The organism is Alishewanella jeotgali KCTC 22429 (assembly GCF_000245735.1).
Lineage (GTDB): Bacteria > Pseudomonadota > Gammaproteobacteria > Enterobacterales > Alteromonadaceae > Alishewanella > Alishewanella jeotgali.
Window position 1 is genome coordinate 54260 of sequence record NZ_AHTH01000039.1, and the last position, 14638, is coordinate 68897.

13 protein-coding genes are annotated in these 14638 nt (G+C 53.1%); 6 read left to right on the forward strand and 7 right to left on the reverse strand.

Going from position 1 to position 14638, the window contains the following annotated elements; genetic code table 11:
- Positions 1-48 precede the first annotated feature (48 nt).
- Together dnaG and rpsU are read right to left on the reverse strand one after the other, a co-directional pair.
- Positions 49-1803, reverse strand: a complete 1755-nt coding sequence (gene dnaG, locus AJE_RS11850; protein ID WP_008951049.1) for a DNA primase — start codon at positions 1801-1803, stop codon at positions 49-51.
- 119 nt (positions 1804-1922) lie between these two features.
- A complete protein-coding gene (rpsU, locus tag AJE_RS11855; RefSeq protein ID WP_008951050.1) occupies positions 1923-2138 on the reverse strand; it encodes a 30S ribosomal protein S21 in 216 nt (71 codons plus the stop codon).
- Positions 2139-2377: 239 nt separating this feature from the next.
- Between rpsU and tsaD the strand changes: the two genes are divergently transcribed.
- A complete protein-coding gene (tsaD, locus tag AJE_RS11860; protein WP_008951051.1) occupies positions 2378-3391 on the forward strand; it encodes a tRNA (adenosine(37)-N6)-threonylcarbamoyltransferase complex transferase subunit TsaD in 1014 nt (337 codons plus the stop codon).
- A 30-nt stretch (positions 3392-3421) separates the two neighbouring features.
- On the opposite strand, the gene plsY is transcribed toward tsaD, so the two are convergent.
- Positions 3422-4027 carry a glycerol-3-phosphate 1-O-acyltransferase PlsY gene (gene plsY, locus AJE_RS11865; RefSeq protein ID WP_008951052.1) on the reverse strand — a complete coding sequence of 202 codons (606 nt, stop codon included), beginning with the start codon at positions 4025-4027 and terminating at the stop codon, positions 3422-3424.
- Between the two features lie 138 nt (positions 4028-4165).
- Between plsY and folB the strand changes: the two genes are divergently transcribed.
- Genes folB through AJE_RS11880 form a run of 3 tightly spaced genes read left to right on the forward strand, consistent with a single transcriptional unit; the run spans position 4166 to position 5822 of the window.
- Positions 4166-4528 (forward strand): dihydroneopterin aldolase, encoded by a 363-nt coding sequence (gene folB / locus AJE_RS11870; RefSeq protein WP_008951053.1) that lies wholly within the window; start codon positions 4166-4168, stop codon positions 4526-4528.
- Entirely contained in the window at positions 4528-5016 is a 489-nt protein-coding gene (gene folK, locus AJE_RS11875) for a 2-amino-4-hydroxy-6-hydroxymethyldihydropteridine diphosphokinase (protein ID WP_008951054.1), read from the forward strand. The genes folB and folK overlap by 1 nt, the downstream gene beginning before the upstream one ends.
- A 2-nt stretch (positions 5017-5018) precedes the next feature.
- On the forward strand, positions 5019-5822 hold the full coding sequence (locus AJE_RS11880; protein ID WP_008609197.1) for an undecaprenyl-diphosphate phosphatase: 804 nt from the start codon (positions 5019-5021) through the stop codon (positions 5820-5822).
- A gap of 70 nt (positions 5823-5892) precedes the next feature.
- On the opposite strand, the gene AJE_RS11885 is transcribed toward AJE_RS11880, so the two are convergent.
- Complete coding sequence (locus tag AJE_RS11885) at positions 5893-6615, reverse strand: hypothetical protein (protein WP_008951056.1); 723 nt, start codon at positions 6613-6615, stop codon at positions 5893-5895.
- Positions 6616-6649: 34 nt separating this feature from the next.
- Positions 6650-7870, reverse strand: coding sequence for a multifunctional CCA addition/repair protein (locus AJE_RS11890; protein WP_193353314.1), 1221 nt, complete (start codon positions 7868-7870; stop codon positions 6650-6652).
- Positions 7871-7946: 76 nt separating this feature from the next.
- Between AJE_RS11890 and AJE_RS11895 the strand changes: the two genes are divergently transcribed.
- On the forward strand, positions 7947-8876 hold the full coding sequence (locus AJE_RS11895; RefSeq protein WP_008951058.1) for an ExeA family protein: 930 nt from the start codon (positions 7947-7949) through the stop codon (positions 8874-8876).
- A 1-nt stretch (position 8877) separates the two neighbouring features.
- Positions 8878-9579 carry a general secretion pathway protein GspB gene (locus AJE_RS11900; RefSeq protein WP_008951059.1) on the forward strand — a complete coding sequence of 234 codons (702 nt, stop codon included), beginning with the start codon at positions 8878-8880 and terminating at the stop codon, positions 9577-9579.
- A gap of 14 nt (positions 9580-9593) precedes the next feature.
- Here AJE_RS11900 and AJE_RS11905 read toward each other — a convergent pair whose 3' ends face one another.
- Positions 9594-10718, reverse strand: coding sequence for a cyclic di-GMP phosphodiesterase (locus AJE_RS11905; protein ID WP_008951060.1), 1125 nt, complete (start codon positions 10716-10718; stop codon positions 9594-9596).
- Between the two features lie 107 nt (positions 10719-10825).
- Positions 10826-14602 (reverse strand): bifunctional proline dehydrogenase/L-glutamate gamma-semialdehyde dehydrogenase PutA, encoded by a 3777-nt coding sequence (gene putA / locus AJE_RS11910; protein ID WP_008951061.1) that lies wholly within the window; start codon positions 14600-14602, stop codon positions 10826-10828.
- Between the last annotated feature and the right edge of the window lie 36 nt (positions 14603-14638).

Consider the following 14638-nt stretch of genomic DNA (forward strand, 5'->3'; position numbering starts at 1 on the left):
TGCGAACTAGCGATTATAACAAAGCGGGGCTTTTCTAGCCAGCCGCCGTTAACTCACCGGACGCGGTTTTTTGCTTTTCAGCGCTTGCAGCAGCAAATGATATTCCTGCCACTCGGTTTTTGTCAGTTGTTGTAACTTGTCTTTTCGTTCCAGCGCTTCCAGCCGTTGTTGCAGATATAAATCCTCAATCGAATGAAAGGTATCGAGGAAGTCCTGCGTCAGCTGCTCGGGCGCGATTTGATGTTCCCAACTTGCTAACTTTAACAGTATGGTATGCTCTGGCAGATCTCTCCAGTATTCCAGTAATTGCGCTGTGGTAACCCCGGGTTTCGCCAGAATATGCTGTTGCAGGCTCAACAATAAATTGATGCCGGGCAAGGCTGCATCGGCCAGCTCGGGGGCATCCGGCATGACCTGCACTAAGCCCGGATTTTGCAGCAACAGGGCAATAGCCCGGCGCATTGGCGTAATTTTTAGCGTGGTCGATGGCGCTGTTGGCCGGGCTTTGGCCGGAGCTTTGGCTGTGCGGGCACTTTGGCGGCCGAGTAAATTATCCAGCTTGCTGCTCAGCTGTTCCTGATAGTAGGTGCCCGGTACCAGCCGGATCAGCTCAGTGGCCTTGGCCGCCAGCGCGGTTTTACCGGCATCGGAGCTGGGATCGCTCTCAGCCAGTAAATGCTCAAATAAATATTGACTCAGTGGTTTAGCTTGCCCCAGTCGCTCTAAAAATGCGGCTTTGCCTTCTTTTTGCACCAGCGAATCCGGGTCTTCACCATCGGGTAAAAATACAAATTTTAGCTCCACACCGTCTTTTAGCTGTGGCAGGGCATTTTGCAGCGCGCGCCAGGCGGCATCACGGCCGGCGCGGTCACCGTCATAGCAGCAAATCACCTGGCTGGTATAGCGAAACAGCGTATGGAAATGATCTGAGGTCGTGGCGGTGCCCAAGCAGGCCACCGCAAAGCGGATATCGTGTTCCGCTAGTGCCACTACATCCATATAGCCTTCGACCACCAGTAACCGTTCCAGATGCCCCGGTTGCTGCCGCGCTTCATACAGGCCATATAGCTCACGACCCTTGTGAAATAGCCGGGTTTCCGGTGAGTTCAGGTATTTAGGCTGGCCATCACCCAGTACCCGACCACCAAAAGCAATCACCCGGCCGCGCTTATCGCGAATGGGGAACATCAGGCGGTCACGGAAAAAATCAAACTCGCGGCCGTTATCGTTGCGGCTAATCAGTTTTAAATCGTAGAGCTGGTCGCGTTTGGCTTTACTGTTGGCGTTAAAATGCTTCAGCAGCCCATCCCAGCTCTCTGGCGCATAACCCAGCTGGTAGTCGGCAATACTCTGCGCACTCAGGCCACGTCTGGTCAGATAGGCCTGAACCTCTGCGGCTTTCTGATGTTGTTGCAGCTGCTGCTGATAATAACTGGCCGCTTGTTGCATTAGCGTGTAGTCATCAGCCTGAGCTTGTGGTCTGTTATTAAATTGGCCTTTTTCGCGTGGCACTTCCAGATGCAGATCTTTGGCCAGCTCTTCGATGGCTTCAACAAATTCCAGCTGCTCAAATTCCATCATAAAGCTGATGGCATTGCCATGTGCGCCGCAGCCAAAGCAATGGTAAAACTGCTTATCCGGACTGACCGTAAAAGACGGAGATTTTTCGTTATGAAAAGGGCAGCAGGCCGTGTAATTGCGGCTACCGGCTTTTTTAAGCGGTACGCGCTTATCAATCAGTTCTACTATGTCCGTACGGGCCAGTAGCTCATCGATAAATTGACGGGGAATTTGTCCTGCCACTGTTGTCCTTTTTATTCGGGTCTTAGAAAAAGACAAACCGTGTTCGAAGAACACGGTGTGCAGATAAAGCATTTAAACCAGGGCTGGTGAGCCCTGCACCGTTATCCGGCAGCTGTAACTTAGTACAGGCGGATACGACGTGCGTTTTCGCGAGACATTTTCTTCGCGTGACGCTTAACAGCAGCAGCTTTCTTGCGCTTGCGGATCCACGTTGGTTTTTCGTAGAACTCTTTTGCACGTACGTCAGCTAAAACGCCGGCTTTTTCACATGAGCGCTTGAAACGACGCAGGGCTACGTCAAACGGTTCGTTCTCTTTTACTTTAACTACAGGCATTAAATTCTCACCTCAGGCCAAAACTGGTTTTCGTTAACCAATACGATTAAAAATGGTGCGGTATTCTACGCAAAAAGCACCACTAAAGTAAAGCGCTTGTGCGATCTTAAATCAGATCCTCTGGCGACCACGGCGCCAAGCCGCTACAATGCACGTTTTTAAGGGCGAGGAGTATAGCGAAGTGTGCTGCACTTAGCGATCTTTTTCCCGCTTTAACGCCCGAAATTGAGGTTTAATACATGCGAGTACTGGGAATAGAAACGTCCTGCGATGAAACCGGCATTGCCATCTACGATGGTGAGCGCGGCCTGCTTAGCCATGTATTGTATAGCCAAATCCCGCTGCATGCCGATTATGGTGGCGTGGTGCCTGAACTGGCGTCTCGCGATCATGTCCGTAAAACCCTGCCACTGATCAAGCAGGCGCTCAGCGAAGCCGGTTTAACCGCCGCCGATATCGATGGCGTCGCCTACACTGCCGGCCCCGGCCTGGCGGGTGCGTTACTGGTCGGGGCAACTTTAGGTCGTAGTTTAGCCTTTGCCTGGCAAAAGCCGGCACTGGCGGTACATCATATGGAAGGCCATTTGTTGGCGCCGATGCTGGAAGAAAAATCGCCACAGTTTCCGTTTCTGGCGTTGCTGGTCTCAGGCGGCCATACCCAGCTGGTGGCGGTGAAAGGTATCGGTCAGTATCAGTTATTGGGGGAGTCGATAGATGATGCCGCCGGTGAAGCCTTTGATAAAACGGCCAAGCTGATGGGGCTGGATTATCCAGGCGGGCCTTTACTGGCGAAACTTGCCACGCAGGGCGATGCGAAAAAGTACAGCTTTCCGCGGCCGATGACCGATCGTCCCGGGCTGGATTTTAGCTTTAGTGGCTTAAAAACCGCGGCCTCGATGGTGATTCAAAAAGAAGGCAACTCGGCACAGGTGCAGGCTGATATCGCCGCCTCCTTTCAGCAGGCAGTGGTGGATACCTTGCTGATTAAATGCCGCCGTGCTCTCGAGCAAACCGGCTACAAGCGGCTGGTGATTGCCGGAGGTGTTAGTGCCAATGAATCATTACGCCAGCAACTGGCGGCATTAATGCAAAGCCTGAAAGGGGAGGTGTTTTATCCACGTAAGGAATTTTGCACCGATAACGGCGCCATGATTGCCTTTGCTGGCTACCAGCGTTTAAAAGCCGGGCAACAACAGGATTTATCGATTGGTGTCACGCCACGCTGGCCACTGGAGCAGCTGCCAGCGATTTAAAGCGGCACTTATTGCAACCTGGCAAGCGGGTTATTCGCGAACCCGCTTGGATTTATCCCAAATCTTACTTTCCTGCCGACGGTAGAGCCGGCGGATATTTTCATGATGGCGGGCAATAATCAGGATACTCAGCATCAGTACTGGCAGAGTATAGAGTGGTTTGATCCACCAGGTGAAGAGCGGCGCCAGCGCCACCGTGATTAACGCACCGAGTGATGAATAGCCGGTCAGTAATACTACCAGCAGCCAGGTGCCAATCAGTAAGCCCGCCAGATCCAGACCAATCGGCATCATGGCGCCAAAGGCGGTAGCCACAGCTTTGCCGCCTTTAAAGCCAAAAAACAGCGGGTAGATGTGCCCTAAACAAGCACAAATCGCAATAATCCCCAGCCACAGTGGCTCAATTTTCAGAAAGTACGAGCCCCAAACCGGGATAGTGCCTTTTAAAATATCAAACAATAACACCAGCAGAGCGGGCAACTTGCCGCCTAAGCGCAGTACGTTGGTGGTGCCGGGATTGCCTGAGCCATGAAAGCGCGGATCCGGCAGACGAAATAGCTGACACACCAGCACAGCCGATGAAATCGAACCCAGCAGGTAAGCAGCTAACATCATGATCAGGATCAGCAGGGTCATTCCGTGGTTCCTCAGCACCCATTTTTGCGATACTATGACGACAGTTTTATTCGGGCAGCAGAATACGGGTGTTCCTGCATTTTACCTATCCGACCAGCCTACCTGAAACGAAAAATAACGCAATGCGGAATTCACCGGATGGATATCGTTTTTATCAAGCAACTTGCCGTTGATACGGTGATCGGCGTTTATGACTGGGAAAAACAGATCAAGCAGCGCTTACTGCTGGATCTGGAACTCAGTTATGACCTGACCCTGGCCGGACGTAGTGACGAACTGCGTCACACGCTGGACTATGCCGTGATTAGCGAACGGGTAGTGGCGTTGATTACTGCGCAACCGCTTGAACTGATCGAAACGGTGGCGGAGCGGGTTGCCCAGCTGCTGCTCAGCGAGTTTGCGACCCAGGATGTTAAAGTCACAGTGTACAAGCCGGGTGCTGTGCCTGCGGCGCAAACCGTTGGTGTCAGCATTCAGCGCAGCCGCGGGGCAATGAGCTGATGGCGCTGATTTATATTAGTGTCGGCTCGAACATCGACCGGGAGTACTATGTGCGCGCCGGTGTGCGTAAACTGGCCGAGCATTTTGGTGCTTTAACCTTATCCTCAGTGTATGAAAGTGAAGCGGTCGGTTTTAACGGCGACCCTTTTTATAATCTGGTGGTCGGTGTTGAAACGACGTTGAGTCTGACCGAGTGCATCACGCTGCTAAAACAGATTGAAGATCAATTTGGCCGGGTGCGTGGTGCGGAAAAGTTTTGTGGCCGCACCCTGGATCTGGATTTACTGACCTACGATCAACTGGTTTGTCAGCAGCCGGTGGAGCTGCCACGTGGCGAGATAACCGAAAATGCTTTCGTACTTTGGCCGTTGGCCGAAATTGCCGCGGAACAAATTCATCCGTTAACCCAACTAAGCTACGCTACTTTGTGGCAAAACTACAACAAACCCCAGAAACTCTGGCCAATTGATTTTTCATGGAGTGACTAATCTTGAGCATGCTTGAAGTGATTATCCTGTCGATTATTCAGGGTATTACCGAATTTTTACCTATTTCTTCCTCCGCCCATTTGATTCTGCCTTCCGCCATTTTCGGCTGGGAAGATCAGGGCATTGCTTTTGATGTGGCGGTGCATGTCGGCACCTTATTGGCGGTAATGTTGTATTTTCGGCAGGATATCGGCCAACTTACAGTAGGCTGGGTTAACTCTTGCCGGGGTAAACAAAGCACTTATGGCACGCTAGCCTGGATGGTTATCGCTGCCACTATACCGGCAGGTTTGGCTGGGCTGATTTTTGCCAGCGCCATTGAAACCTATTTGCGCTCGCCCTGGGTGATTGCCATTACCACCCTGATCTTCGGCTCCTTACTTTGGTATGCCGATGCCACCGCGAAACAACATACTGTGATGGAAAAGATGGGCTGGCGCCAGGTGTTGATTATTGGCGTTGCCCAGGCCATTTCGCTGATCCCGGGCACCTCACGCTCAGGGATTACCATGACCGCAGGCTTGATGCTGGGGCTGGATCGAGCCAGCGCCGCCCGTTTCTCGTTTTTATTGTCGATCCCGATTATTGTACTGATTGGTGGTTATCAGGCCAGTAAGCTATTAAAAGAGCCACAAGCCTATGATTTACCCGCGCTGGCTGCTGGCCTGGGTTTATCCTTTATCAGTGCCCTGATTTGTATCCACTTCTTCTTAAAAATTATCAGCCGGATGGGGATGCTACCCTTTGTTATTTACCGGCTGTTGTTAGGTGCTGGTTTGCTGGTGTTTTTAACCTTCTTTCATTAACGGCATCAGGTTTTGAAGGCGGAGATGCCTTTGCATTAAATGCTGTTTTTAGCCTGCCGCCAGTGAGACGCTAGCGCAGGCTAAAGAAAAATACCAGACCGGCAGTGAATAGATCTTCACGACCCGAGCGGTCAAGGCCGTTGCTGTAGCTGACGTCGAGCTGTAACCGCTCTGGGATCAGCTCCGCCAGATAGCCAATTTGATAAAGTGGCCGGCCAGCCTGTTCACGGTACAGTTCTGCAAATACCCAGTGATTTTCCCGGACGGCAAACTGCGCGGCGACGCCGGCAACCCAGTCGTTTGTTGCGCTATCGCGCTTCAGGTGGCCCAGGTTGGTATGAATAAGGACGGCGTCATCTGCCAGGCTTCTGGTGTAGGCTAGGTTTAACAGCCAATCACCCTCTTGCCGGGCGTCAGCAGCAAACTGATAAGCCAGTTGCGCGGTAATACCAAAGCCATTGCTCTCAAGCGTTTTCAGCTCGGTCTTGGCTGCAAAGGCATACTGCTGTGGTTCGCCACCCGGTGTTTTGGCAAGGCCAATACCCCATTCCACGCCAAAGGCCTGGCAGGCCGGTATCGCCCAAAATGTATTGGCGCCAGCCTGGCGTTCAACCCAGCTCTCCAACTGACAGTGGTCGACAAGGGTGGCATCGTCGTTTAGCATTGGTCTACCTGCTAAGGCTGGTAGCGTAATAGCCGCCAGGCTCAGGCTCAGAGCAAGCCGGGTAAGGACTAACGATTTGGATGGGGCTAAGGTTGCATCATGCAAAGCAACACTGTTCTTATGTCGCATCTGCCTGTTCCTCTTCGGTTAGGGCAAGGGTTGATTATTTCAGGCCCTGCAGTCGCAGCTGTTGTAAGCGCGCCTGTTGCAATGCCTCTTTAATCGCCGGGCCTGTGATACCCGTAGCCATGACCTGTTGCGCTGTTACCTTAAGTGCGGCCTCTGCTAACTGTTGTAAATAAGCCGCCTGCGCATACTCCGCCTGCTCAAAGCCGGTACGGCCGCGCAGATCGGCGGTGCAGCAGAGCAGGATCTCGTTCAGTCGCTCTGGTTTGCGCCATAAATCTATCGCATTGAAAAACTTCAGCACGGTGCTGGCTTTTAGCTCTTGGGCGCGGTGCACCAGCTGATGATACTCGCAAACCAGCAGTGCCAGTTCACGGCCACTATTGGGTACCCGTAAGCGCTCACACAGCTGCTGGATTAATGGTAAACCCGTATGCTCGTGACCATGATGGGAAGGTAACAGTTCGGTTGGGGTAACACCTTTACCCAGGTCATGCACTAAACTGGCAAAACGGACTTCGATTTTTTCTGACAGCTTGGCCGCCTGCTCCAGCACCAGCAAGGTATGGACTCCGGTATCAATTTCCGGGTGCCATTTTTCCGGTTGGGGTACGCCCCACAGCGCGGCCAGCTCGGGCATCAGGGCGTCAAGCGCACCACATTGCTGTAACAACGCAAAGTAAGCGGCCGGGGTTTGTGTCGCAAGCGCTTTGGCAGTTTCGACCCACACCCGCTCTGCACTCAGCGTTTGTAGCTCGCCACTGCGACTTAGTTGTTGCATCAAAGCCAGTGTTTGTGGTGCTACCTTAAAACCTAAATGGGCATAGCGGGCATAAAAGCGGGCAACCCGCAGAACCCTGAGCGGATCCTCCACAAAGGCAGCAGAGACATGGCGTAGCAGCTTGTGGGCAAGATCCTGCTGTCCGCCAAAGGGATCAATTAGCTTGCCGTCAGCGGCTTTAGCAATCGCATTAATGGTCAGATCACGACGGGCGAGATCTTGCTCCAGCGTCACATCAGGCGCCGCATAGACGTTAAAGCCGGTATAGCCACTGCCGGCTTTACGCTCGGTACGGGCCAGGGCGTATTCTTCTTTGCTTTTCGGATGCAGGAATACCGGGAAATCTTTACCCACCTGCTGATAGCCCAGTTCCAGCATCTGCGCCGGGCTGGCGCCGACGACGACATAGTCACGCTCAGTAAAGGGATAGCCCAGCAGTTCGTCGCGCACGGCGCCGCCAACAAGATAAATTTGCACACGCTTTCCTGATTGCTGTTTTTTTGCCATTATACCCGCCTTGGCCTAATTTGCAGTGCTGATAAACAGGATAGCGATGTATAGCGGATTTTTTGGTTTTAGCAGCCCGCCGTTTTCGATAGCACCCAACCCGGACTTTATGTTTTTAAGCCCCCGCCATGCGGAGGCTTTGGCACATCTGCGCTTTGGCCTGGGTGATGCCGGTGGTTTTGTGCTGTTAACCGGCGAGGTCGGCACCGGTAAAACCACGGTATCGCGCAGCCTGTTGCAGGAGCTGGACGAGCAAACCGATGTGGCCTTTATTCTGAACCCTACCTTATCTGAGTTGGAACTATTGGCGGCGATCTGTGATGAGCTTAAGATCCGCTATAAAAAAACCGACGCCAGCCTGAAGCTACTGGGCGATAAAATTACCCAGCGGCTGCAAAAAAATCATGACGCCGGCAAAAAGACCATCCTGATTATCGATGAAGCTCAGCATTTACAGCCGGCGGTACTGGAGCAACTGCGGCTGTTGACTAATCTGGAAACCAACACCAAAAAACTGCTACAGGTGATTTTGATTGGTCAGCCAGAACTGCAACAACTGTTACAGCGCAACGACTTACGGCAGCTGGCACAGCGGATCACCGCCCGTTATCATCTGCTACCGCTTAACCTTAGCGAGGTGCAGCAGTATGTGCGTTTTCGGCTGAAAGTGGCCGGCTGTGAGCGGCCGGTCTTTAACGACAAGGCAGTGAAAAAGCTGTACGAGCTCAGCGGTGGTATTCCGCGTTTACTTAACCTGCTGGCTGATCGGGCGTTGTTGGCGGCCTATGGTAAACAGCAAGCGGTGGTGGAAGCCAACGAAGTACAACGCGCTGCGGCCGAGATCCTGCCGCTGAATCAAGCGTCGACGACTGAGAAAAGCCTACCAGGCTGGCTCTGGCCGCTATTGGCGCTGTTCGGTATAATTCTGGGCTTCTTACTGGCAGTACAACTGTTGCCAATCTGGCGCGGAGAATAATATGTCCATCCTGATGGATGCGTTAAAGCAACAAGCACCGGTAACGGCGCCGGTTTCAAAGTTCTGGCGCAATCTGGCGATTAGCCTGGCCTTGTTATTGGCAGTGTTAGCGGGGTTTATCGCCGGTTATCTGTTGCTGCCAGGTAAAACAACTGCTGTTGCAGTTACCGAGCCCGTTGTTACCCCGGCCAGTAGTACTACTATTGCGGCCACACTGCTGCAAGCGCCGGCTGTGGCGGTTGTGCCAGCGCAGCCTGCTAAGGTCGAAGCGCCGACGCCGATAATCGAAACCCTGCCTGAGGCGCAACCTGTAGTCACGCTAACCACCAATACCGCCCGTGCCGAGCCAGTGGCGCAGCCGGAACCGGAAGTATCGGCGGAGCTGCGCGAGCGTTTTGCCAGTGCTCTGGCTGCTAGTGAACAACAGCCACGCGCCGCTGCGTCAGTGACGGCACATAATGCGCCTGCTCAGGACATCAGTATGCTGGATTTAACCCTGCAGCGCCAATTACCGCGTTTGAAATTTGAGGCGCATGTCTTTGCCACTCAGCCAGCGCAAAGGTGGGTTAAAGTTAACGGTAAATCTTTACAAGAGGGGCAATGGATTACAGCTGATGTCAGGTTACGGGAGATTACGCCACACTACGTACTATTGGAATTTGGTAATACACTTTTTAGTATGCGCGCATTAAGTGAGTGGTAACCAGGTTTCAGCCATCACAGATAGTTACGAACATTTAGCCCATATTTTTTCAGGTCTACACAGGCTTCGATCTGCTCCTCAGTTTGTCGTGATAAATCTAATATCCGAGGTGGAATATGATGGTGGTGGCTACTGTGATAAAACACCTTTACTTTTGGCAAGGTAGGTTTTTTTGAGTTGTTTTCTAACACTAATGCCAGACGCCCGGTAGTTAAGCGCACAACAGTGCCTGGTGGGTACACCCCGATACATTTGATAAACAGCTGTAATAAATCACTATCAAGCTTGTTAGGTGCCAGTGCGAGCATTTGTCTTGCGACTGCCAGCGGGCTGATATAGCCCATTTCAGGAGCGGATAGTTTTTCGTAAAGGTTAACTATCGACAACATCTTACTGCCATTATCAATTTGGTGGGCCTGGAGTGCGGGAAAGCCGCTACCATCGGGACAAGCGCAATGTTGGCTGATCCAGAGCGATACCTCTCCTGCCAGTGCTGTACTGCGCTGCAGCACTGCGAGACTAGTGCTGATTGCGGCGGCATCATCTGACTGCAGTAACTGTGGATTCTGAGCTTTACCCACATCATGCAACAATGCTGCTGTGATAAGGGCCTGAACCTTATGTTTCGGCAGGTTTAGGAAGCGCGCAAAAGCGGCCATATAAATGGCACAGTTTAAACTATGCCGAAGCAACACATCGCTTTGCTCTGCAATCCGGCCCAAGCATAGTAGAACATCAGGATTTCGGCTAACTGCATCGGACATTCCTGCACTGACTTCATGTATCAGGCTAAGATCGACGGCGTCGCCACTTGCAGCAGCCTGCAGGATCTGTTGTTGAACCTGTTGAGTTTGTTCGAGGCAGCGTTGAGCTTTGGGTTGCTCGTCGGCAAACAATGCCCTGAAAGCGACAGGCTCCGCTGTACTTGGTGTTTTAGCTGGAGGAGCGGGAGTGGTGCTCAGTTGTTTGCTGGGATCAATGGCGACAGCCAATACCCCAAGCGCGCGCAAATGTCTGATTGACTGCCTGGTACGGACCCAGCCAGCGTGTTTGATTGCCAGTTCACCCTTTTGCTCCAGCACCTGTACGACGTAACTCCCAGGTTGTAACTGGTCAATGGGTATTCTCTGATAAGGCATTTATCCTATTCCCTACGTCCTGTAGTTATCGCTGACCTGCACTATGAGCATAGCAAAAAGCCCACTAGCAGGTGGGCTTTTACACAAATTAACTGAAAAAATACCTGTTACCCGACATTATCCGCCATCGTCATCAGCGAGGCATTACCGCCGGCCGCTGTAGTATTGATGGTAATGGTCTTTTCGGTGACCAGACGGTGTAGCATCCGCTCATCGGCCGGTGAGGTAATCAGCGGCAGAATGGCGCCTTCACGGGCCGCAATCAACTCAGCGGCCAGTGGCTTCAGCGCGCTGCTAACCTCAATAATGGCGCCGTTTAATTCCGGATGCGCCAGCAAGGTGGTCAGACAATCCAGCCGGACTACTGCCAGTAAATGCTGTGGCATACCCGCCGCCAACAGCGCTTTAATACAGGCCTCGGCTTCTGGCAGCTCGGCATCTTCCACCGCGGTGATCACGGCGTTACCGGCCGCCAGCGCGGTGATAATGCTCAGTAACCAGTGGCTAAAGCTGCTGCTGTCATCGCGCAATAAGGCCAGAATGCCACGTGGATCCAATACCAGCACGTTACTCTCACCGGTTGGGCCAGGCAGGTTAATTGGCCGGTTTAATTCCAGTTCAACCCGTTGCAGTTTGGCGCGGGCGACCATTAACACCTGCTCCAGATCGGGCTCCTGGCGGCTTACCACCTGATTGCTGGCTAAGGACGCCAGGAATTGCCGCAGTACTGAGGTACGCGCCGTAGTTGGCAGCTGTGACCACTTCTGCTGTGCCACTGTGGCTGCCGGCATCGCATAAGCCACCGCACTACTGGTGGTTTCGGCCAGTAAGCGGGCTTTTTTCGCCTCATCCAGCGCCGCACAATCAACACTGAGGTTGTCTTTTACCAGCCGCTCCAGATACAGCGGGCCACCGGCTTTCGGACCTGTGCCGGACAGACCACGGCCACCGAAAGGCTGCACGCCTACCACGGCGCCAATCATATTACGGTTCACATAGATATTACCGGCTTTAATTTCGCGGGCGACCTTGCTGGTAAACTGCTCAATCCGGCTGTGTACGCCCATGGTCAGGCCATAGCCGGTGGCATTGATTTGCCGGATCACATCTTCCACGTGTTCGGCCTTAAAGCGGATAATATGCACCACCGGACCGAAGACTTCACGCTCCAACACAGTCAAATCGGCAATTTCATACAGGTGCGGCGCGAAGAAATAATGCTCGCCCTCAGTCGGAATAGCACAGGCATAATGCAGCTTGGCTTTATCTTTTAAATAATTCACATGGCTGGTCAGGCGGTCATGCGCTTTGGCATCAATCACCGGACCTAAGTCAGTGCTTAACCAGGCCGGATCGCCAACATGCAGCTCAGCCATTGCACCTTTAATCATGGTAATAATCTTATCGGCGACATCTTCCTGCAGGAATAACACCCGCAGTGCTGAGCAGCGCTGGCCGGCACTCTGGAAGCCCGATGAAATCACATCGTCTACGACCTGCTCTGGCAGGGCAGTCGAGTCAACAATCATACAGTTCTGCCCACCGGTTTCGGCAATCAGTGGTACCGGCTCGCCGCCGCGCTCTGCCAGTTTACGGGCGATCCAGCAGCCGGTTTCGGTAGAGCCGGTAAACATCACGCCTTGCACCCGCAGATCCGGCACTATGTGTTCACCAACCTGACGCCCCGGTGCAATCACCAGTTGCACCACATGCTCCGGCATACCGCATTCGCGCAGTAATTCCACAGTACGCAGCGCAATCAGACTGGTTTGTTCTGCCGGTTTCGCCACCACGGTATTACCCACTACCATCGCTGCTGCGACCTGACCGATAAAGATTGCCAGTGGGAAGTTCCACGGGCTGATACATAAGAATACCCCACGCGCCTGCTGTGGTTTGGCACATAGCAGCTCGGCCTGATGGGCATAGTAACGGCAGAAATCGACCGCTTCGCGTACTTCAGCTACCGCATCGGCCAGTACTTTTCCGGCCTCTTTAACACAAAGGGTTAATAATTCGTCGCGGTGTTGCTCCATGGCATCGGCTAACTTACGCAACAGCGCGGCCCGTTCACTGACGGCGGTTGCCGACCAGCTGGTAAAGGCCTGCTCGGCGTTGGCCAGCAGTTGCTGCATTTGCTCCGGGCTATGGTAGTGCAGATAGCCGATGACTTCTTGCAGGTTCGCCGGATTGACCACGGCTACTGCACCGTCCGGCGCCTGTTGGCTGATGATCTGCTGCTCAAACTGCGACATATGCTGTTTCAGCGGCGTTAGCTGATTAATATCGGTCAGATCCATGCCTTTTGAGTTCAGGCGGCTGGCGCCATATAAATTCGCTGGCAGCGGAATAGACTGATTGCGCTTCTGGCGCCAGCTTTTTACCACTTCAACCGGATCTTGCAGCAGCGACTCGACCGGAATGCTCTCGTCGATAATATTGTTGACGAAGGAGCTGTTGGCACCATTTTCCAGTAAGCGCCGCACCAGGTAGGCCAACAGATCCGAGTGTTCACCAACAGGGGCATAGATACGGCAGGGCACTTTTTCATTGGCAACCACTAAGTCATACAGTGCATCGCCCATGCCATGTAAACGTTGGAATTCAAAACCGGTCAGATCGCCGGCCATTTCCAGAATAGTGGCCACGGTATAGGCATTGTGGGTAGCAAACTGCGGATAGATGCTATCGCGGTACGCCAGCAGTTTTTTAGCACAGGCCTGATAGGAGACGTCAGTTGACGGTTTGCGGCTAAATACCGGGAAATCGTCCAGCCCTTCCACTTGTGACAGTTTGATCTCGGTATCCCAATAGGCGCCTTTCACCAGGCGCACCATCAGCTTACGACCGACTTTTACCGTCAGCTCGCGCAGCCACTCAATCACATGCAAGCCACGTTTCTGATAGGCCTGTACCGCTAAACCAAAGCCTTCCCAGCCGTTCAGATCCGGATCGCTGAATACCGCGCCAATCACATCCAGCGACATATCCAGCCGATCGGCTTCCTCAGCATCAACGGTAAAGCCAATATTGTAAGACTTGGCAGCCAGTGCCAGCTGTTTCAGACGCGGGACCAGCTCGGCATGCACCCGGTCCAGATGGCTGAATTCGTAACGTGGATGGATAGCCGATAATTTTACGGAAATGCCCGGGCTCTTAATCGGGCCACGGCCGTTAGCCGCTTTACCAATGGCATGGATCGCCGTCATATAGGCGGCAAAGTAGCGGTCAGCATCGGCCATAGTACGGGCGCCTTCCCCCAGCATATCGTATGAATAGCTAAAGCCTTTGGCTTCCATTTCCACCGCACGCGCTAAGGCTTTGTCGATGGTGGTGCCCAGTACAAACTGGGTGCCCATAATTTGCATCGCGTAACGCACCGCCTGACGGATCACCGGCTCACCCAAACGGCCACAGGTGCGTTTTAATAAACCAAATTGCTGCTTACGCTCGTCGTCGGAGTAATTCACCAGCTTACCGGTTAACAACAAACCCCAGGCCGAGGCGTTGACAAAGAGTGAGCTGCTGTTGCCAAGGTGCGAGCTCCAGTCGCCCTGTGACAGCTTGTCACGGATTAAACGGTCAGCGGTGGTTTTGTCCGGTACCCGCAGCAGGGCCTCGGCCAGACACATCAGCACCAGACCTTCTTCAGTCGACAGCGAAAACTCGTTTAACAGCGCATCAACACCGCCTTTGCCAACCTGTGACTGGCGGATATACAGCACTAGCTGACGGGCCCGCTCCCAGGCACGGCTACGGGTTTTGGCATCAACCTCGGCCAGCGGCAGCAGAAAATCTAACACCTGATCTTCATCGGCGCGGTAGTGATTGCGGATGGTTTGACGCAGCGGGTCGGTAGTAACCAGTGAACCGTTAAACAGCATAGAAAAGTATCCTGAAAGTAGGCCATATTATTCGCG

Coding starts and splice junctions, on each gene's coding strand:
- rpsU (WP_008951050.1), bottom strand. CDS start 2,138: ATGCCTGTAGTTAAAGTAAAAGAGAACGAACCGTTTGACGTAGCCCTG.
- tsaD (WP_008951051.1), top strand. CDS start 2,378: ATGCGAGTACTGGGAATAGAAACGTCCTGCGATGAAACCGGCATTGCC.
- plsY (WP_008951052.1), bottom strand. CDS start 4,027: ATGACCCTGCTGATCCTGATCATGATGTTAGCTGCTTACCTGCTGGGT.
- folB (WP_008951053.1), top strand. CDS start 4,166: ATGGATATCGTTTTTATCAAGCAACTTGCCGTTGATACGGTGATCGGC.
- folK (WP_008951054.1), top strand. CDS start 4,528: ATGGCGCTGATTTATATTAGTGTCGGCTCGAACATCGACCGGGAGTAC.
- AJE_RS11885 (WP_008951056.1), bottom strand. CDS start 6,615: ATGCGACATAAGAACAGTGTTGCTTTGCATGATGCAACCTTAGCCCCA.
- AJE_RS11895 (WP_008951058.1), top strand. CDS start 7,947: ATGTATAGCGGATTTTTTGGTTTTAGCAGCCCGCCGTTTTCGATAGCA.
- AJE_RS11900 (WP_008951059.1), top strand. CDS start 8,878: ATGTCCATCCTGATGGATGCGTTAAAGCAACAAGCACCGGTAACGGCG.
- AJE_RS11905 (WP_008951060.1), bottom strand. CDS start 10,718: ATGCCTTATCAGAGAATACCCATTGACCAGTTACAACCTGGGAGTTAC.
- putA (WP_008951061.1), bottom strand. CDS start 14,602: ATGCTGTTTAACGGTTCACTGGTTACTACCGACCCGCTGCGTCAAACC.